The organism is Burkholderia sp. FERM BP-3421 (assembly GCF_028657905.1).
Taxonomy (GTDB): Bacteria; Pseudomonadota; Gammaproteobacteria; order Burkholderiales; family Burkholderiaceae; genus Burkholderia.
In genome coordinates, this window is the sequence record NZ_CP117781.1 from 1,336,051 (window position 1) to 1,356,070 (window position 20,020).

The window sequence follows — 20,020 nt, forward strand, 5'->3', positions numbered from 1 at the left end:
ACCGGCGACCGGCGACCGGCAACCGGCAACCGGCAACCGGCAACCGGCAACCGGCAACCGGCAACCGGCAACCGGCAACCGGCAACCGGCAACCGGCAACCGGCAACCGGCGACCGGCGACCGGCGACCGGCGACCGGCGACCGGCGACCGGCGACCGGCGACCGGCGACCGGCGACCGGCGACCGGCGACCGGCGACCGGCGACCGGCGACCGGCGACCGGCGACCGGCGACCGGCGACCGGCGACCGGCGACCGGCGACCGGCGACCGGCGACCGGCGACCGGCAACCCGCAACCCGCAACCCGCATCGCCCGCCGCTACCGCCCGCCTTCCTTGCCGTTTCGGCTTGCTTGCCCCCCGCCGCGCGGCGCGTGGGCTTCCGCGAGGTGGGTCTGGAACAGCAGCGCCGCGCGCGACGGTTGCGGCGAGCGGCGCAGCAGGCTCACGAACCGGCACGCGTAATGGAAGCGCTGCGGCGCGATCGCCTGCATCAGGCCCTGGGTCTCGAAGCTGTGCGCATAGTGGTCGGGCAGGAAGCCGAGATACTTCCCGGACAGGATCAGCGTCGCGATCGACTCCTGGTCCGACGCGTTCGCGCTGCGCGTGAGCTTCGCGCGGTGGCTCAGTTCCATGTTCGGCGAATGAAAGCCGAGCCCGGCGAACGGATGGGCGCGGATCTGGCTCCAGGTCAGCCGCCCGTGCGGCGCGTCGAACAACGGGTGACGCATGCCGCAATACAGCAGCATGCGCTCGTCGAACAGCTCGCTGTAGACCAGGCTGCCGGAGTTGCGGTGCGCGGGGATGATCCCGATCTGATAGCTGCCGTCGATCACGCCGCGCTCCACCTCGTTGATCGACGCCACATGCAGGTTGAGCTGCACCTCGGGCGCCTCGTCGTGGAAGCGGCCGATCGCGTCGCCGAGACGCGCGTTCGGATTGGTCGCGGTCTTGTCGAACACGGCGATGTGCAGTTCGCCGCCCATCCGGTCGTGGATGCCGTCGACGCGGCTGCGGAACGCCTCCAGCGACGCCAGCAGCCGCAGCGTCTCCTCGTAGATCGCCTGCCCCTCGGGCGTCAGCGTGAAGCCCGCGCGGCCGCGCCGGCACAGCACGAGGCCGAGCCGGGTTTCGAGGTCCTTCACGTGGCGGCTGATGGTCGAGATGCCGATGTTCAGCTCTAGCTCGGCCGCGGCCATCCCGCCGCACTGCACCACGCCCTTGAACACGCGCAGCAGCCGCAGATCCATGTCGCTGAGCTGCCCGAGCAGCGCGCGACTCTTCGGTTTTCTTACTTGCATAAAAGCTCAAGTAAACATTGATATCGAGATATTCAAAAGACTAATCGGCGAGCCAACAATGCGCAACATACCCATCAACGAGGAGCGCGCGGCGCTGACCGACATGACCGTTCTTACCGCACCCAATCAGGAAGAGACCCCCCGCACCGACGCCGCGTGGCTCGATGCGCACTGGATGCCGTTTACCGGCAACCGGCAGTTCAAGACCGACCCGCGCATCATCGTCGAGGGCAAGGGCGCGTACTACACCGACGCCGAGGGCCGCAAGATTTTCGACGGGCTGTCGGGTCTGTGGTGCTGCGGCCTCGGCCACGGCCGCGCCGAGATCACCGAGGCGGTGAGCCGCCAGATCGGGCAGCTCGATTACGCGCCCGCGTTCCAGTTCGGCCACCCGACCTCGTTCGCGCTCGCGAACAAGCTGCGCGACCTGACCCCGGACGGCCTCGACTACGTGTTCTTCACCGGTTCCGGCTCGGAAGCCACCGACACCTCGCTGAAGATGGCGCGCGCGTACTGGCGCGCGAAGGGCAAGGGCACGAAGACGCGCCTGATCGGCCGCGAGAAGGGTTACCACGGCGTGAATTTCGGCGGGATCTCGGTGGGCGGCATCGGGGCCAACCGCAAGCTGTTCGGCCAGGGGATCGAGGCCGACTTCCTGCCGCATACCCAGCTGGCCGCGAACGCGTTCTCGCGCGGGCAGCCGGAGCAGGGCGCGGAGCTGGCCGACCGCCTGCTCGACCTGATCACGCTGCATGACGCGTCGAACATCGCGGCGGTGATCGTCGAGCCGTTCGCCGGTTCGGCCGGCGTGATCGTGCCGCCGAAGGGATATCTGAAGCGGCTGCGCGAGATCTGCACCGCGCACGACATCCTGCTGATCTTCGACGAGGTGATCACGGGCTTCGGCCGGACGGGCGCGTTGACCGGCGCGGAAGCGTTCGGCGTGACGCCCGACATCATGAACGTCGCGAAGCAGGTGACGAACGGCGCGCAACCGCTCGGCGCGGTGATCGCGAAGCGCGACATCTACGAGACCTTCATGGCCGCGGGCGGCCCCGAGTATCTGGTCGAATTCCCGCATGGCTATACCTACTCCGCGCACCCGGTCGCCTGCGCGGCGGGCCTCGCGGCGCTCGACCTGCTCGTCAAGGAAGACGCGATCGGCCGCGTGCGCGCGCTCGCGCCGCATTTCGAGGCCGCGGTGCACGGCCTGAAGGGCGCGCGCCATGTCGTCGATATCCGCAATTGCGGCCTCGCGGCCGGCCTGTCGATCGAGCACGCGCCCGGCGAGCCGGCGCGCCGCCCGTACGAGATCGCGATGCGCTGCTGGCAGAAGGGCTTCTACGTGCGCTACGGCGGCGACACGATCCAGCTCGCGCCGCCGTTCATCTCGGAGGCGCGCGAGATCGACAACCTGATCCAGGCGCTCCACGACGCGCTGCACGAGGTCGACTGACGCCTCCGCATCCCATCGCGCCGGCCGCGCGTCGCGGCCGGCGTCGTATTCAACCGCATTCGCCCGATTGCATTTGCATGGAAAGAAAGTCATGAAACACGACAGCAACGTCACGTCCACTGTGGGGCACCTGATCGACGGCCAGCGCGTCGACGGCGGTAGCCGCGTCCAGCCGGTGTTCAACCCGGCGACGGGCGTGTCCGGGCGCAGCGTCGCGCTGGCCGACCGGGTGACCGTCGAGGCGGCGATCGCATCCGCGCAGGCCGCCTATCCCGCCTGGCGCAACACGCCGCCGCTCAAGCGCGCGCGCGTGATGAGCCGGCTCAAGACGCTGCTCGAGGAGCATGCCGACGAACTGTGCGCGCTGATCACGGCCGAGCACGGCAAGGTGCTGCCCGATGCGCTCGGCGAACTGCAGCGCGGCATCGAGAACGTCGAGTACGCGAGCTACGCGCCGGAGCTGCTGAAGGGCGAGCACAGCAAGAACGTCGGGCCGGCGATCGATTCGTGGAGCGAGTTCCAGGCGCTCGGCGTGGTCGCGGGGATCACGCCGTTCAATTTCCCGGTGATGGTGCCGCTGTGGATGTGGCCGATGGCCGTGGCGTGCGGGAATACCTTCGTGCTGAAGCCGTCGGAGCGCACGCCGTCGTCGACGCTGCGGATGGCCGAACTGGCGCTCGAGGCCGGCTTGCCGCCCGGGGTGCTGAATGTCGTGAACGGCGACAAGGAGGCCGTCGACACGATCCTGACCGATCCGCGCGTGAAGGCCGTGAGCTTCGTCGGCTCCACGCCGATCGCCGAATACATCTACACGACGGGTTGCGCGCACGGCAAGCGCGTACAGGCGCTGGGCGGCGCGAAGAACTTCGCGGTCGTGATGCCGGACGCCGATATCGGCAATGCGGTCAACGCGCTGATGGGCGCGGCGTACGGTTCGTGCGGCGAGCGCTGCATGGCGATCCCGCTGGTGGTCGCGGTGGGCGACGAGACCGCGGATGCGGTGGTCGCGGGCCTCACGGCCGAGATTGCGAAGATGAAGGTCGGGCCGGGCGTCGAGCAGGGCAGCGACATGGGCCCGCTCGTGACGCAGCAGCATTTCGACAAGGTGAAGGGCTTCGTCGATGCGGGCGTCGCGGCCGGCGCGACGCTGGTGGTGGACGGGCGTTCGGTGAAGGTCGACGGGCACGACGGCGGGTACTACCTCGGGCCCTGCCTGTTCGATCACGTGAAGCCCGGCATGCCGATCTATCAGCACGAGATCTTCGGGCCGGTGCTCGGCGTGGTGCGGGTCAGGTCGCTCGACGAGGCGATGGCCCTGATCGACGCGCATGAATACGGTAACGGCACGTGCCTGTTCACGCGCGACGGCGAGGCGGCGCGCTGGTTCAGCGACAACATCCAGGTCGGGATGGTCGGGATCAACGTCCCGCTGCCGGTGCCGGTCGCGTATCACTCGTTCGGCGGCTGGAAGCGTTCGCTGTTCGGCGACCTGCATGCGTATGGTCCGGATGCGGTGCGCTTCTATACGAAACGCAAGACGATCACGCAGCGCTGGCCGTCGGCGGGTGTGCGGGAAGGGACGGTGTTCAGTTTTCCGTCGAACCGGTGAAGGAATCCGTGTAGGCAGGAAGCCCGCCGTCAGGCGGGTTTTTTTATGGTGTGGCGGATGAGCGGGCAGGCGGTTCGGAAATGCCGCGGGGTCGTATTTGGCGCAGGTCTGCGAGCACCGGTCTTTTTGCGATTTATTGTGCGTGGATGATTGCCGCATCGGCGGCGTGACGTATTATTTCGACCGCATCGATAGATTCTTTTGATCCTCTATACCGCGCGCGTTCGATGTTTTCCGGTTGCGACGACGAACCGCGTGTTGCCTTGAAGGAGCGGTGTCAATGAAATCAATCAGCCTGAGGTGGGCAATTGGGCGGCATCCGTCATGAACCCGGACAACCTGGCGGGTGGCGCACCGGCAAGCCGCGTGAACGTCGCCGGCGGCGCAGCCGAACGGCAGGCGCGCGCGCCGCTTCCGGCCGTCACGCCGGCGCGGACCGCGCTTCTCGTCATGCATTACCAGACCGACATCCTCGCGCTCTTCCCCGAGGTCGCGCCGGGGTTGCTCGCCCGCACGCGGGCGTTATGCGATGCGGCGCGCGCGCGGGGCGTCAGCGTCTATTTCGCCAATCTCCGTTTCAGCCCCGGCTATCCGGAAGTCAGCCCCTCGAACAAGAACGGGCAGGGTATCAAGCAGCTCGGCCTGTTCGTCGAGGATCGGCTCTCGCCGGACCTGGGCCGGCAAGCGCATGAACCGATCGTCCTCGCGCATCGCGCCAGCGTGTTCTACGGCACCGATCTGCAGGTGCGCCTGTCCGCGCAAGGGATCGATTCGCTGATCATGGTCGGCATCGCCTCGACCGGCGTCGTACTCTCGTCCGTCGCCTATGCGAGCGATGCGGACTTTCGCCTGTATACGGTCAAGGATTGCTGCTACGACCCGGATCAGGTCGTCCATGAGCATCTGTTCTCCACGGCCTTCGATTCGCGCACCACGGTGTTGTCGATCGAGGCAGTGTTGGCGTGGCTCGCCTAGGCCGGCGCCGCCGCGCATTCGTCCTGCGCGCGCCGGCTGGATGAGGCGATCGGGTCGACGCATGCGGCGCGACCTGATCGATCCGCTGGCCGGTTCGATGCCGCGCTCAGGCCTCGGGCTTGTGGCAAACCAGTTCGATGTTGTGCCCGTCCGGATCTATGACGAATGCCGCGTAGTAATGCGCGTGATAGCGCGGGCGCAGGCCCGGCGCGCCGTTGTCCTTGCCGCCCGCCGCCAGCGCCGCGCGATGGAACGCGTCGACCTGCTCGCGGTTCTCCGCCACGAAGGCCAGGTGCAGATGCGCGGGCTTCTCCTGGGCCGGAAACAGGCACAGCGACGTCTTGCCGTCCGAGCTGAGTTCGATGCCGAGTTCGCCTTCGTGCACGACCGCGATGCCGAGTGGTTCGAGTGCCTTGAGGTAGAACGCCTTGCTCGTCGCATAGTCGCTGACGCCGAATACCACATGATCAAACATGGGATTTCCTGTCCAGAAATGGGTGGGCCGGGCTCGAATCATGCTCGAATTCAATTCCCGACGAAAGGCGCGGATTTCCCGGAGAACCGTTCCGTCGGTCAGGTTCGGGTGAGAAGCCGATTAGCCATGCAATGGCCGGCATCGTTCACGTCGCCTTGCCCGGCATGCTGACTCTCCTCCCTCTTATAAAAGCGTCGCCCGACGATTACTCGAGCGTGCTGCGGATCTTTCTCGAATCTCCGTCTTACGTCGAACTTCACGAGGGCCGCTCGCCTTCTTCAGCCGACGTCGAGGATTTCTTCGACGGCAAGCCCGACAGCAAGGATGCATCGGACAAGGCGGTCTATGGCCTCTATGTCGACGGCGACATGATCGGCTGCGCCGACGTGATCCGTGCGTTTCCGCACGACGGCTGCGCCTGGATCGGCTTGTTGCTTTTTTCCGAGCGGCACCGGGGACGAGGCCATGGCGCGAGCGCACTGGCGCTGATCGAAGCCATCGCGCGCGAGTGGGGATGCGTCAGCATGCAAATCGCGACGCTCGCCACGAATCTGCGTGGGCATGCGTTCTGGCGGCGCGAAGGTTTCCAGGAACGTTCCCGGGCGAGCAATCCGCGATTCCCGGCCGAGCTTGTCGTCATGGAACGGGCGATCGAATAAAAAAATAAGCGAGCGGCAGCCGGTGGCGCGCAGCGAAATATCGCTGCTGCCGCCGACGCCGCATCACTTGAGGTCGCTGATGCCGTGCATCGATCGGGATGAACCGGTGGAACGGCAAAGGCGTCGGGTGGCAGAGCCGGCGTGTGTGCGACAGGATGCCGCCGGTGACGGTTCGCTGTCTCGGGAGCCGGTCAGTCATGGTTCCGGTCCGCGTCAAGGCGATCCTTCGTCGGCGGCGGCATGTTCTGTTCTTGCGCAATCCTCGTGGCGAATGGGAATTGCCCTGCGGGCGACCCGGATTCGGCGAGTCGCTCGAAGCGGTGCTGATACGGGACGTGCGCGAGGAATGCGCGCGGTGGTGTCGAGCGCGCGCTATGTCGGCAGCAGGCCGTTCGCGGCGATTCCCGGGAAATTCGCGCTGGTCGTCTGTTTCGACCGCGAATTCGACGCGCGCGATATCTTGTTCAGCGATGAACACGAGGGTTCCGCGTGGATCGACCTCGATCAGCCCCGGCCGCTGACTCTCCCGTTGTGCTATTGGACCTTCTGCCTGTTTGGCGACGCATGAGGCGAAGGAATCGATTGCCGGCGATCGTCGGCGTGCGCCGGACGAAACGCGCGCTTGGTGGCGCGCGTGCTCCGGGTTTTCCGGCGCGAAGCCGGCGGCGTTGCGGGCGACGCCGGCCGCGTTGCTCTGGTGTTTACGGCTTGACCGCGTGCCAGACGTCCTTGAAGCCATCGCCTTTCATATCGCCCTTGGCCATGTCCTTCTGGAAGAAATACAGCGGCTTGCCCTTGTACGCCCATTGCTGCGCACCGTCGTCGCGCTTGATGATCGTATAGTCGCCCATCGCGTGATCGGTCGCGCTGGCCTTGTACGGCGGCCAGTAGGTCTCGCAGGGGCCATTGCAGGCGCTCTTGCCGGCGTTCGCCGGATCCTTGTCGAAGGTGTAGAGCGTCATCCCGTTCGCGGCGACCAGCATGCCGCCCGACGCCATCGCCGGCATATCGTCGGCCTGAGCGGCGAACGAGGCGAGGCTGAACAATACAGCACCGGCAACCAAGGCAATCTTCATGTTGTTATCTCCTGTTGATGTGACACGACATGGGTAAAACCGGGAACGCCGATTGTTGCGCGCCGTGCAGTCATTTTCTCGGTGTGTTGCCGTATGGTCGGCTTTCGCGCAACGACGACACGTCGAACTGCCGATTGCCGATTGCCGGCACGACGTTCGTCTGGATGCCACGATGCAGCAATCTACTCCTTTTCTTTTCCCGTCTCCACTGGGCCTGTCCACCGTCGATGAACGGCTGCCGGGGTGCAAAAAAACCGCATTCGGCGTTTGGCCGAGCCCAATGCGCTCATCGGTCGGGAGTCGGCGCGCCGTTCATCTCGTCGCCGTGACCGGTCGGCCGCCGACACAGGATCGCCAACAGGAGGTCAAGGCAAACTGAAGTTCCGCGTAGAGAGGCGGCTTCAGGCAATGGCTGGAAGAGGATGGTGGTTGGCGGACGTCCATGAGCCGGCCGCTGTTCTGAGCGATGGCAAGCAATAGGGCGGTGCCGAAGGGCACCGCCTCGATACGGCATTGGCGTGTGGACGATGGATCGTCCCTCACCATCGAGCCTCTTGTCCCGGATCCGGGTGCTTTTTTCGGTTAGGTTTTTGTTTATGCAATTTTCACCAAGAGTACCCAATTCCGCCGTTGATCATCATGCGCGATCCGTTGACAGTGCCGACGCCGAGCTTGACGACCGTGCTCTGGGTCAAGCGTGCGCTTCCTCCTATCGCGACGGCAGTGTAGCCACTGTAGTTGCTGAATCCGGCACCTAGCGAAACAGTTTTCCCGCTCTCGACTTGCGGCAAGCCGGCCAAAGCGCCTGCGATGGCCACGCCGGAATAGGCATTGCGAGCGAGATCCGTTATGCCCTGCTGTAGTGCCCCGACGCGTTGATCCGTGTACGAATTCGCAGAGGCCTGCGAGGCATTCAATTGATTCAGGTTGACGGCGTCGGTGCCTTGCGTGCCGGGCGCGACGTTGATGACCTGACGCTGATCGGTGCTGCTGCCGACCGAGACCACGTTCGAGCGTCCGCCGTCGGTGGAGTTCGCGCCGATCGCGACCGAGTTCGAGCCGGCGGTGACGGTCGGCTTGTCGTTGCCGGTGCCGTTCATGTCGGCCGCGATGCCGGTCGTGCTGGTCGAACGGGTCGTGTTGTTGATCGTCGTCGACAACGAGTTCAGCTGGGTGTTGATGTTGGTCACGCCGCTCGATAGTGATGCGACGTTGCTGTTGGTGGTGCTCAGGCCCGTCGACAGCGAGTTGACGGCGGTCGAGGTCGAGGTCGAGAGCGACGAGACGGTGCTGTTGGTGCTGCTCAGGCCGGTGGACAGCGAGTTGACGGCGGTCGAAGTCGAGCTCGAGAGCGACGAGACGGTGCTGTTGGTGGTGCTCAGACCGGTGGACAGCGAGTTGACGGCGGTCGAGGTCGAGGTCGACAGCGAGGTCAGGTTGCTGTTGGTCGTGTTCATGCCGGTGGACAGCGAGGCGACGTTGCTGTTGGTCGCGAACAGCTGGCTGCCGTTGACTGCGTCGGTGCTGGTCTGGCTGATCTGGCCGGCGGCGACGTTGGTGACCTGGCGTTCCGCGCCAGGCGCACCGACGCTGACCACGCCGACCGGGTTGCTGCCCGCGAAGTTGCCGAAGGTCAGGCCGCCGACGGTCGCTGACGAGACCGGGACGGCGGCGGACGTGGTCGCGCCGTTGCCGATCGCGACTGAGTTGTCGACGTTGGCGACTGCGTTCGGTCCGATCGCGACGCTGTTCTGGCCGGTGGCCTGGCTGTCGGCCTCGGTCGAATTGGTGTGGAAGTACTTGGTGCCCTTCGCGTTGATGTTGTCGATCGCCGAGCCGACGTTGTTGTTGGTCGTGGTCGTGCCGTCGGTGTTGTAGGTGATGTAGGCCGGGGCGGAGATGGTGCCGGTGGCCGGGTCATATGTCGCGCCGCCGCCAAGCGCCGCGGCGGTGCTGGTGCCGAGGTTGTTGGTGTTGGTGGTGATCGAGCTGATGCTGGTCGAGAGCGAGCCGATGCCGGTCGAGGTCGAAGTCGAGAGCGAAGCGATGTTGCTGTTGGTGTTGCTGATGCCGGTCGAAAGCGAACCGATGCTGGTCGAGGTCGAGGTGGACAGCGATGCGATGTTGCTGTTGGCGGTCGAGAGTCCGGTCGAGGTGGAAGTCGAGAGCGAGGCGACATTGCTGTTGGTGGTGCTGAGGCCAGTCGAGAGCGAACCGATGCCGGTGGAGGTCGAGGTGGACAGCGAAGCGATCGAGCTGTTGGCGGTCGAGAGGCCGGTCGACGTGGAGGTCGAGAGCGACGTAACGGTGCTGTTGGTGGTGCTGAGACCGGTCGAGAGCGAACCGATGCCGGTGGAGGTCGAGGTGGATAGCGAAGCGATCGAGCTGTTAGCGGTCGAGAGGCCGGTCGAGGTGGAAGTCGAGAGCGACGTAACGGTGCTGTTGGTGGTGCTGAGACCTGTCGAAAGCGAACCGATGCCGGTCGAAGTCGAAGTGGACAGCGAAGCGATCGAGCTGTTAGCGGTCGAGAGGCCGGTTGAGGTGGAGGTCGAGAGCGACGAGACGGTGCTGTTGGTGGTGCTGAGACCGGTCGAGAGCGAGCCGAGGCCGGTCGAAGTTGAGGTGGACAGCGAAGCGATCGAGCTGTTAGCAGTCGAGAGGCCGGTCGAGGTTGAAGTCGAGAGCGACGTAACGGTGCTGTTGGTGGTGCTGAGGCCAGTCGAGAGCGAACCGATGCCGGTGGAGGTCGAGGTGGATAGCGAAGCGATCGAGTTGTTAGCGGTCGAGAGGCCGGTCGAGGTTGAAGTCGAGAGCGACGTAACGGCGCTGTTGGTGGTGCTGAGGCCAGTCGAGAGCGAGCCGATGCCGGTCGAAGTCGAGGTGGACAACGAAGCGATCGAGCTGTTGGCGGTCGAGAGGCCGGTCGAGGTTGAAGTCGAGAGCGACGTGACGGTGCTGTTGGTGGTGCTGAGACCGGTCGAGAGCGAGCCGAGGCCGGTCGAAGTCGAGGTGGACAGCGAAGCGATGCTGCTGTTAGCGGTCGAGAGGCCGGTCGACGTAGAGGTCGAGAGCGACGAAACAGTGCTGTTGGTGGTGCTGAGACCAGTCGAGAGCGAACCGATGCCGGTCGAGGTCGACGTGGACAGCGAAGCGATGCTGCTGTTAGCGGTCGAGAGACCGGTCGACGTAGAGGTCGAGAGCGACGAGACGGTGCTGTTGGTGGTGCTGAGACCGGTCGAGAGCGAACCGATGCCGGTCGAGGTCGAGGTGGACAGCGAGGCGATGCTGCTGTTGGCCGTCGAGAGGCCGGTCGAGGTTGAAGTCGAGAGCGACGTAACGGTGCTGTTGGTGGTACTGAGACCAGTCGAAAGCGAACCGATGCCGGTCGAGGTCGACGTGGACAGCGAAGCGATCGAGCTGTTAGCAGTCGAGAGGCCGGTCGAGGTTGAAGTCGAGAGCGACGTAACGGTGCTGTTGGTGGTGCTGAGACCGGTCGAGAGCGAACCGATGCCGGTCGAGGTCGACGTGGACAGCGACGCGATCGAGCTGTTAGCGGTCGAGAGGCCGGTCGAGGTTGAAGTCGACAGCGAAGCGACATTGCTGTTGGTGGTGCTGAGACCGGTCGAGAGCGAACCGATGCCGGTCGAGGTCGAGGTGGACAGCGAGGCGATGCTGCTGTTGGCCGTCGAGAGGCCGGTCGAGGTTGAAGTCGAGAGCGACGTAACGGTGCTGTTGGTGGTACTGAGACCAGTCGAAAGCGAGCCGATGCCGGTCGAAGTCGAGGTGGACAGCGAAGCGATGTTGCTGTTAGCGGTCGAGAGGCCGGTCGAGGTTGAAGTCGAGAGCGACGAGACGGTGCTGTTGGTGGTGCTCAGACCAGTCGAGAGCGAACCGATGCCGGTCGAAGTCGAGGTGGACAGCGAAGCGATGCTGCTGTTAGCGGTCGAGAGACCGGTCGACGTGGAGGTCGAGAGCGAAGCGACATTGCTGCTGGTGGTGCTGAGACCGGTCGAGAGCGAGCCGATGCCGGTCGAAGTCGAGGTGGACAGCGAGGCGATGCTGCTGTTGGCCGTCGAGAGGCCGGTCGAGGTGGAGGTCGAGAGCGACGTAACGGTGCTGTTGGTGGTACTGAGACCAGTCGAAAGCGAGCCGATGCCGGTCGAAGTCGAGGTAGACAGCGAAGCGATGCTGCTGTTAGCCGTCGAGAGGCCGGTCGACGTGGAAGTCGAGAGCGACGTAACGGTGCTGTTGGTGGTGCTGAGACCGGTCGAGAGCGAACCGATGCCGGTCGAGGTCGAGGTGGACAGCGAAGCGATGCTGCTGTTGGCCGACGACAGGCCAGTCGAGGTTGAAGTCGAGAGCGACGTAACGGTGCTGTTGGTGGTGCTGAGACCGGTCGAGAGCGAACCGATGCCGGTCGAGGTCGACGTGGACAGCGAAGCGATCGAGCTGTTGGCGGTCGAGAGGCCGGTCGAGGTGGAGGTCGAGAGTGACGAGACGGTGCTGTTGGTGGTGCTGATGCCAGTCGAGAGCGAGCCGATGCCGGTCGAAGTCGACGTGGACAGCGAAGCGATGTTGCTGTTGGCGGTCGAGAGACCGGTCGACGTGGAAGTCGACAGCGATGCGACAGTGCTGTCGGTGGTGCTGAGGCCGGTCGAAGTCGAGGTGGACAGCGAAGCGATGCTGCTGTTAGCGGTCGAGAGACCGGTCGAGGTTGAAGTCGACAGCGACGTAACGGTGCTGTTGGTGGTGCTGAGGCCAGTCGAGAGCGAGCCGATGCCGGTCGAGGTCGAGGTGGACAGTGAAGCGATCGAGTTGTTGGCGGTCGAGAGGCCGGTCGAGGTGGAGGTCGAGAGTGACGAGACGGTGCTGTCGGTGGTGCTGAGGCCAGTCGAGAGCGAGCCGATGCCGGTCGAGGTCGAGGTGGACAGCGAAGCGATGTTGCTGTTGGCGGTCGAGAGGCCGGTCGACGTGGAGGTCGAGAGCGACGTAACGGTGCTGTTGGTGGTGCTGAGGCCAGTCGAGAGCGAGCCGATGCCGGTCGAGGTCGACGTGGACAGCGAAGCGATGTTGCTGTTGGCGGTCGAGAGACCGGTCGACGTGGAAGTCGACAGCGACGCGACAGTGCTGTCGGTGGTGCTGAGGCCGGTCGAGGTCGAGGTGGACAGCGAAGCGATGCTGCTGTTAGCGGTCGAGAGACCGGTCGACGTGGAGGTCGACAGCGACGTAACGGTGCTGTTGGTGGTGCTGAGGCCAGTCGAGAGCGAGCCGATGCCGGTCGAAGTCGACGTGGACAGCGAAGCGATCGAGCTGTTAGCGGTCGAGAGACCGGTCGACGTGGAAGTCGAGAGCGACGAGACGGTGCTGTTGGTGGTGCTCAGACCAGTCGAGAGCGAAACGATGCCGGTCGATGTCGACGTGGACAGCGAAGTGATGCTGCTGTTGGCCGACGACAGGCCAGTCGAGGTTGAAGTCGAGAGCGACGTAACGGTGCTGTTGGTGGTGCTGAGACCGGTCGAGAGCGAACCGATGCCGGTCGAAGTCGAGGTGGACAGCGAAGCAATGCTGCTGTTAGCCGTCGAGAGACCGGTCGACGTGGAGGTCGAGAGTGAAGCAACATTGCTGTTGGTGGTGCTGAGGCCAGTCGAGAGCGAGCCGATGCCGGTGGAGGTCGAGGTGGACAACGAAGCGATGCTGCTGTTGGCGGTCGAGAGGCCGGTCGACGTAGAGGTCGAGAGCGACGAGACCGTGCTGTTGGTGGTGCTGAGACCGGTCGAGAGCGAACCGATGCCGGTCGAGGTCGAGGTGGACAGCGAAGCGATGCTGCTGTTGGCCGTCGAGAGGCCGGTCGACGCGGAGGTCGAGAGGGACGAGACGGTGCTGTTGGTGGTGCTGAGACCAGTCGAAAGCGAACCGATGCCGGTCGAAGTCGACGTGGACAGCGAAGCGATGCTGCTGTTGGCCGTCGAGAGGCCAGTCGACGTGGAAGTCGAGAGCGAAGAGACGGCGCTGTTGGCGGTGCTCAGGCCGGTCGAGAGCGAACCGATGCCGGTCGAGGTCGAGGTGGACAGCGAAGCGATCGAACTGTTAGCGGTCGAGAGGCCGGTGGACGTGGAGGTCGAGAGCGACGTGACCGTGCTGTTGGTGGTGCTCAGACCGGTCGAGAGCGATGAAACTGTGCTGTTGGTCGTGCTGAGGCTAGTCGAGGCGGACGTTGACAGACTGTTGATCGCTGTGTTTGTTGCGAACAGTTGCGATCCGTTGACCGAGTCTGTACTCGTTGCCGTCACCTGACCTGCCGCCACGTTGGTGACCTGACGTTCAGCGCTTGGCGCGCCCACGCTCACCACGCTCGACGGTGTTGTGCCTGCGTAGTTGTAAGTCACGCCGCCAATCGCGCCTGTCGCGGTCGGATTTGCTGCCGTCGTCACTGATCCGCTGCCTAGCGCCACATCTCCTGCGTTGTTGGCTACCGCGTTCGGACCGATTGCCACGCTATTCGTCCCCAGTGCTTGGCTGTCAGGTGCCGTGGAGTTTGTATGGAAGTACTTGATCCCCTGGCTGTTGATGTTATCGATTGCCGCGCCGATATTGTTGACCGTGCTCGTCGTACCGTTCGCGTTGTACGTCGTATAGGCAGGCGCGCTGATCGTCCCTGTAGCCGGGTTAAAGGTTGCGCCTCCGCCCAGAGCTGCCGCCGTACTGCTGCCCAGATTGCCTGTCACGGTCGACAGCGAAGCGACATTGCTATTGGTGGTGCTGAGGCCGGTTGAGAGCGAGCCGATGCCAGTCGAAGTCGAGATGGACAGCGAAGCGATCGAGCTGTTAGCGGTCGAGAGACCGGTCGACGCGGAGGTCGAGAGCGACGTAACGGTGCTGTTGGTGGTGCTGAGACCAGTCGAAAGCGAACCGATGCCGGTCGAAGTCGAGGTGGACAGCGAAGCGATGCTGCTGTTGGCCGTCGAGAGGCCGGTCGACGCGGAGGTCGAGAGGGACGAGACGGTACTGTTAGCTGTGCTCAGACCCGTCGAAAGCGAGCCGATGCCGGTGGAAGTCGAGGTGGACAGCGAAGCGATGCTGCTGTTAGCCGTCGAGAGGCCGGTCGAGGTGGAAGTCGAGAGGGACGAGACGGTGCTGTTGGTGGTGCTGAGGCTGGTCGAGAGCGAACCGATGCCGGTCGAAGTCGAGGTGGACAGCGAAGCGATGCTGCTGTTAGCGGTCGAGAGACCGGTCGAGGTGGAGGTCGAGAGCGACGAGACGGTGCTGTTGGTGGTGCTCAGGCCGGTCGAGAGCGAGCCGATGCCGCTGGAAGTCGAGGTGGACAGCGAAGTGATGCTGCTGTTAGCGGTCGAGAGGCCAGTCGACGTGGAAGTCGAGAGTGACGAGACGGTGCTGTCGGTGGTGCTGAGGCCGGTCGAGAGCGAGCCGATGCCGGTCGAAGTCGAGGTGGACAGCGAAGCGATGCTGCTGTTAGCCGTCGAGAGGCCGGTCGACGTGGAGGTCGAGAGCGAAGCGACATTGCTGTTGGTGGTGCTGAGACCAGTCGAAAGCGAGCCGATGCCGGTCGAGGTCGATGTGGACAGCGAGGCGATCGAGCTGTTAGCGGTCGAGAGGCCGGTCGAGGTTGAAGTCGAGAGCGACGTGACGGTGCTGTTGGTGGTGCTGAGACCTGTCGAAAGCGAACCGATGCCGGTCGAAGTCGAAGTGGACAGCGAAGCGATGCTGCTGTTGGCGGTCGAGAGGCCGGTCGAGGTTGAAGTCGAGAGCGACGTGACGGTGCTGTTGGTGGTGCTGAGACCGGTCGAAAGCGAACCGATGCCGGTCGAAGTCGAAGTGGACAGCGAAGCGATGCTGCTGTTGGCGGTCGAGAGGCCGGTCGAGGTTGAAGTCGAGAGCGACGTGACGGTGCTGTTGGTGGTGCTGAGACCTGTCGAAAGCGAACCGATGCCGGTCGAAGTCGAAGTGGACAGCGAAGCGATCGAGCTGTTAGCGGTCGAGAGGCCGGTCGACGTGGAGGTCGAGAGCGACGAGACGGTGCTGTTGGTGGTGCTGAGGCCGGTCGAGAGCGAGCCGATGCCGGTCGAAGTCGAGGTGGACAGCGAAGCGATGCTGCTGTTAGCCGACGACAGGCCAGTCGAGGTGGAAGTCGAGAGCGACGAGACGGTACTGTTGGTGGTGCTCAGTCCGGTGGACAGCGAGCCGATGCCGGTCGAGGTCGAGGTGGACAGTGAAGCGATGTTGCTGTTGGCGGTCGAGAGACCGGTCGACGTGGAAGTCGACAGCGACGCGACAGTGCTGTCGGTGGTGCTGAGGCCGGTCGAAGTCGACGTGGACAGCGAAGCGATGCTGCTGTTAGCGGTCGAGAGGCCGGTCGACGTAGAGGTCGAGAGCGACGAGACAGTGCTGTCGGTGGTGCTGAGGCCAGTCGAAAGCGAACCGATGCCGGTCGAAGTCGAGGTGGACAGCGAAGCGATCGAGCTGTTGGCGGTCGAGAGGCCGGTCGACGTGGAAGTCGAGAGCGACGAGACGGTGCTGTTGGTGGTGCTCAGGCCGGTCGAAAGCGAACCGATGCCGGTCGAGGTCGACGTGGACAGCGAAGCGATGCTGCTGTTAGCCGACGACAGGCCAGTCGAGGTGGAAGTCGAGAGGGACGAGACGGTGCTGTTGGTGGTGCTCAGTCCGGTGGACAGCGAGCCGATGCCGGTCGAAGTCGAGGTGGACAGCGAAGCGATCGAGTTGTTAGTCGTCGAGAGACCGGTCGACGTGGAAGTCGAGAGCGATGAGACGGTGCTGTTAGTGGTGCTCAGACCAGTCGAAAGTGAGCCGATGCCGGTCGAGGTCGACGTGGACAGCGAGGCGATCGAGCTGTTGGCGGTCGAAAGGCCGGTCGACGTGGAAGTCGACAGTGAAGCGACATTGCTGTTGGTGGTGCTGAGACCAGTCGAAAGCGAACCGATGCCGGTCGAAGTCGAGGTGGACAGCGAAGCGATGCTGCTGTTGGCCGTCGACAGGCCAGTCGAGGTGGAAGTCGAGAGGGACGAGACGGTGCTGTTGGTGGTGCTGAGACCTGTCGAAAGTGAACCGATGCCGGTCGAAGTCGAAGTGGACAGCGAAGCGATCGAGCTGTTAGCGGTCGAGAGGCCGGTCGAGGTTGAAGTCGAGAGCGACGTGACGGTGCTGTTGGTGGTGCTCAGGCCGGTCGAGAGCGAGCCGATGCCGGTCGAAGTCGAAGTGGACAGCGAAGCGATCGAGCTGTTAGCGGTCGAGAGGCCGGTCGACGTGGAGGTCGAGAGCGACGAGACGGTGCTGTTGGTGGTGCTGAGACCGGTCGAGAGCGAACCGATGCCGGTCGAAGTCGAGGTGGACAGCGAAGCGATGTTGCTGTTGGCCGTCGAGAGGCCGGTCGAGGTTGAAGTCGAGAGCGACGTAACGGTGCTGTTGGTGGTGCTGAGACCGGTCGAAAGCGAACCGATGCCGGTCGAAGTCGACGTGGACAGCGAAGCGATCGAGCTGTTGGCGGTCGAGAGGCCGGTCGAGGTGGAGGTCGAGAGTGACGAGACGGTGCTGTTGGTGGTGCTCAGACCGGTCGAAAGCGAACCGATGCCGGTCGAAGTCGACGTGGACAGCGAAGCGATCGAGCTGTTGGCCGTCGAGAGGCCGGTCGACGTGGAGGTCGAGAGCGACGAGACGGTGCTGTTGGTGGTGCTGAGACCGGTCGAGAGCGAACCGATGCCGGTCGAAGTCGAGGTGGACAGCGAAGCGATGCTGCTGTTGGCCGTCGACAGGCCGGTCGACGTGGAGGTCGAGAGCGACGAGACTGTGCTGTTGGCGGTGCTGAGGCCAGTCGAGAGCGAACCGATGCCGGTCGAAGTCGAGGTGGACAGCGAAGCGATGCTGCTGTTAGCGGTCGAGAGACCGGTCGAGGTGGAAGTCGAGAGCGACGTAACGGTGCTGTTGGTGGTGCTGAGACCAGTCGAAAGCGAACCGATGCCGGTGGAGGTCGAGGTGGACAGCGAAGCGATCGAGCTGTTGGCCGTCGAGAGGCCGGTCGACGTGGAGGTCGAGAGCGACGAGACGGTGCTGTTAGTGGTGCTGAGACCAGTCGAGAGCGAACCGATGCCGGTCGAGGCCGACGTGGACAGCGAAGCGATCGAACTGTTGGCCGTCGAGAGCCCCGTCGACGTACTCGTCGACAGACTCGCCAGTTGGCTGCCGTTGATGGCATCGGTACTTGCTGCCGACACCGTTCCGGGTGCAAGGTTGGTGATTTTCTGGTTGTTGAGGCTGGCGCCTCCATTCAATGAAGCCAAACCCGACACCTGGAGGGCTCCGACGATGTTGGTGCCGTTCGTACCGCCGTTGATATACGCGCCATTCGACAGGACATAGAAACCATACGCATTGGCGGTCGATCCGCCGGCCGTCGTCGTCCCACCTGTCGACGTCGGTAATCCGCCGATTGTTCCGGTGCCATTCGTTCCGCCGACGATCAGGCTGCCGCTATTCACCATCACCCGGGTGGTGCTGGCGGTATTACATGCGGAATTAAGACCTGTTTGTCCTACCACTCCACCATCGGTAATCTGATAGCAGCCGCTATCGCCATTATCGTTAACAGTGAATTGTTGACCATATGCCGGCATGCTAAAACATGCAGAAAATATAAATGAAATAATGATTATTCTGCGTTCATTTACTTTGCATGTGAACTTTGGTTCGGTTGCTCCATCATCCGAGAGCGCTGTTCCTCGGCGCGACTTTTTCCCGCGTGCCTTGACCGTCTCGGCAGCGGCAACCCATGCGCTGATCGCCTCGTTCCAGATGCTCCGGTATGTGCGGTTCACAGCCACCCCCATGAACAGATCACGATTCCCCCGCATGCCCCGGGGACGCAGATTTTTCCTTCCAGCCTATTCGTATACGTTGTTTAAATAGACGCAGATCATTTTTAATTTTCGAAAATTAAAGCACTAAAAGAAAAATTCACTGATTGTTTTGTTTATTTTTAACAATGCTTTACAGTCTGCCCGATTCAAATCTTGTGGCCATCAACCAAGTGAATCTTTTTCAGCCAGGGCGCTAGGAGCGTTCCATGAAGTTGCGCTTTCTCCAGGTGAAATTGGCCTGAACCCTGCACGAGGCCGAACGCTTGGCGAACGGGTGAGAGAACTTTGCAATTGCCACACGATCCCGGAGCAGATGCCCATCGTCGGTGCAGCAAGTTTGGAAGAATGAAAAGACCGGCGGTCACCGGATCCCGGATCTGGAGTCGGAAAATGAGCATTTCAGGCACCTGATTCCCGAGCAATGGCAGGTCATCGATGTCCGGAAGAGTCCTGAAGAAATGCAACCAGGAAAATCAGCGTCTGGCCTCGGGCCAGCGCAAAACGTTGAAAATGCCGGGCTATCACGACACCAGCCACGTTGTGATCCGGTGCCGGGCCGTCGTGTGGCGACTTACCGGGTCGAGCATCCGGAGGTAGACCGAATGCCAGCGCGGGCAAGCAATCGAGGTGCGGCATTCCGGTACCCGGCAACGACAAGCCGCGCCCGGGCCTCAACCCGGCGCATGCCCCAGGGCCTGCAGGAACAGCGAAAACAACTCGGGCTGCGACGAGATCCCGAGCTTCGCGTACAGATGCCGCCGATGCACCTTGACCGTCTCCGGCGAGATCGCGAGCCGTTCCGCGATCGCCTTCGACGAATTGCCGCGCAGCACGAGCCGCGCGATCGCCATCTCCCGCTCCGTCAGCAGTTCCTCGCCGAAACTCGCGAGCGTATGCTCGACGCGCGCGGCGAGATCGCTTTCCCCTTCGGCGCGCGTCGCATGCCCGAGTTGTTTCCAATGCTGCCGCAACATCGCGAGCAGCCACGGCGAGCACGCGGCGAGCCTGCCGAGCGCCTCGACGCCGAACCGCTCGCGCGCACCCAGCGACAGCGACAGCAAGGTGTCGGCGCCGACCCGCGCGATGACCTGCACCTCGTCCTCGCCGACCGCATCGCGAAAGTAGCTGAGGAAATACTCGCTCTGCCGGAACAGGTCGGGCGCGACTTCCTCCAGCCGGTAGCAGCCGTCCGCGAGCCCGTCGTGCGCGGCCTGCAGGAACGGATCGAGCAGATATAACCCATTCAGGTAGAGCGGCACCGGCGACGGCGCATCGGCGCCGCCCGTGTCGTATTCGTCGAGCACCGTGGGCGCGCCGTCGCGGCCGATCACGGTCGCGAGCGCGTTGTCGAACGGCATCATTTCGTTGAGCAACAGGATCAAGTGCCGCCAGAAGCGCGGCTGACCAAGCTGATCGATCGTCCGTCCGAGCGCCTGATGCAGCGCCATTTCCCTGAACAGCAGTTCCATGAATGTTCCGTCGGCGTAACCCCAAGGGGGAATGGCGGCGTGCAATTTGGCTTCCTAGACTGCCCGCAGCCTGATGGTCCGAGTATGGGCGTTCAAAAATCACGCAGCAAAAGGAG

Annotated in this window: 10 protein-coding genes and 2 pseudogenes; 6 read left to right on the plus strand and 6 right to left on the minus strand. The window is 63.7% G+C overall.

Going from position 1 to position 20,020, the window contains the following annotated elements:
• Positions 1-318 precede the first annotated feature (318 nt).
• Complete coding sequence (locus tag Bsp3421_RS08915; RefSeq protein WP_273998086.1) at positions 319-1,299, minus strand: LysR family transcriptional regulator; 981 nt, start codon at positions 1,297-1,299, stop codon at positions 319-321.
• A 58-nt stretch (positions 1,300-1,357) separates the two neighbouring features.
• Here Bsp3421_RS08915 and Bsp3421_RS08920 point away from each other — a divergent pair, with 58 nt between their 5' ends.
• The 3 genes from Bsp3421_RS08920 to Bsp3421_RS08930 all read left to right on the plus strand — a co-directional run bounded on the left by Bsp3421_RS08920 (position 1,358) and on the right by Bsp3421_RS08930 (position 5,339).
• A complete protein-coding gene (locus Bsp3421_RS08920; RefSeq protein WP_273998088.1) occupies positions 1,358-2,755 on the plus strand; it encodes an aspartate aminotransferase family protein in 1,398 nt (465 codons plus the stop codon).
• A 91-nt stretch (positions 2,756-2,846) separates the two neighbouring features.
• Positions 2,847-4,364: a CoA-acylating methylmalonate-semialdehyde dehydrogenase gene (locus tag Bsp3421_RS08925; RefSeq protein WP_273998089.1), complete on the plus strand. Its 1,518-nt coding sequence runs from the start codon at positions 2,847-2,849 to the stop codon at positions 4,362-4,364.
• A gap of 450 nt (positions 4,365-4,814) precedes the next feature.
• Complete coding sequence (locus tag Bsp3421_RS08930) at positions 4,815-5,339, plus strand: isochorismatase family cysteine hydrolase (protein ID WP_443111501.1); 525 nt, start codon at positions 4,815-4,817, stop codon at positions 5,337-5,339.
• Positions 5,340-5,445: 106 nt separating this feature from the next.
• Here Bsp3421_RS08930 and Bsp3421_RS08935 read toward each other — a convergent pair whose 3' ends face one another.
• Positions 5,446-5,814 (minus strand): VOC family protein, encoded by a 369-nt coding sequence (locus tag Bsp3421_RS08935; protein ID WP_273998091.1) that lies wholly within the window; start codon positions 5,812-5,814, stop codon positions 5,446-5,448.
• A 131-nt stretch (positions 5,815-5,945) separates the two neighbouring features.
• Here Bsp3421_RS08935 and Bsp3421_RS08940 point away from each other — a divergent pair, with 131 nt between their 5' ends.
• The 3 genes and pseudogenes from Bsp3421_RS08940 to Bsp3421_RS08945 all read left to right on the plus strand — a co-directional run bounded on the left by Bsp3421_RS08940 (position 5,946) and on the right by Bsp3421_RS08945 (position 7,041).
• Positions 5,946-6,473 (plus strand): GNAT family N-acetyltransferase, encoded by a 528-nt coding sequence (locus Bsp3421_RS08940; RefSeq protein WP_273998092.1) that lies wholly within the window; start codon positions 5,946-5,948, stop codon positions 6,471-6,473.
• A 197-nt stretch (positions 6,474-6,670) separates the two neighbouring features.
• A pseudogene (locus Bsp3421_RS33980) lies at positions 6,671-6,766 on the plus strand (NUDIX hydrolase); the annotation flags it as partial.
• A gap of 53 nt (positions 6,767-6,819) precedes the next feature.
• Positions 6,820-7,041 carry a hypothetical protein gene (locus tag Bsp3421_RS08945; protein ID WP_273998093.1) on the plus strand — a complete coding sequence of 74 codons (222 nt, stop codon included), beginning with the start codon at positions 6,820-6,822 and terminating at the stop codon, positions 7,039-7,041.
• 133 nt (positions 7,042-7,174) lie between these two features.
• On the opposite strand, the gene Bsp3421_RS08950 is transcribed toward Bsp3421_RS08945, so the two are convergent.
• The 4 genes and pseudogenes from Bsp3421_RS08950 to Bsp3421_RS08965 all read right to left on the minus strand — a co-directional run bounded on the left by Bsp3421_RS08950 (position 7,175) and on the right by Bsp3421_RS08965 (position 19,904).
• The gene (locus tag Bsp3421_RS08950; RefSeq protein ID WP_273998095.1) at positions 7,175-7,549 is read right to left on the minus strand and encodes a COG4315 family predicted lipoprotein; all 375 of its coding nucleotides are present in this window, start codon (positions 7,547-7,549) and stop codon (positions 7,175-7,177) included.
• A gap of 605 nt (positions 7,550-8,154) precedes the next feature.
• Complete coding sequence (locus tag Bsp3421_RS08955; RefSeq protein WP_443111502.1) at positions 8,155-16,506, minus strand: YadA-like family protein; 8,352 nt, start codon at positions 16,504-16,506, stop codon at positions 8,155-8,157.
• A 1,239-nt stretch (positions 16,507-17,745) separates the two neighbouring features.
• Positions 17,746-18,429, minus strand: a pseudogene (locus Bsp3421_RS34285) (ESPR-type extended signal peptide-containing protein); the annotation flags it as partial.
• A gap of 677 nt (positions 18,430-19,106) precedes the next feature.
• Positions 19,107-19,904, minus strand: coding sequence for a helix-turn-helix transcriptional regulator (locus tag Bsp3421_RS08965; protein ID WP_273998096.1), 798 nt, complete (start codon positions 19,902-19,904; stop codon positions 19,107-19,109).
• Positions 19,905-20,020 lie beyond the last annotated feature (116 nt).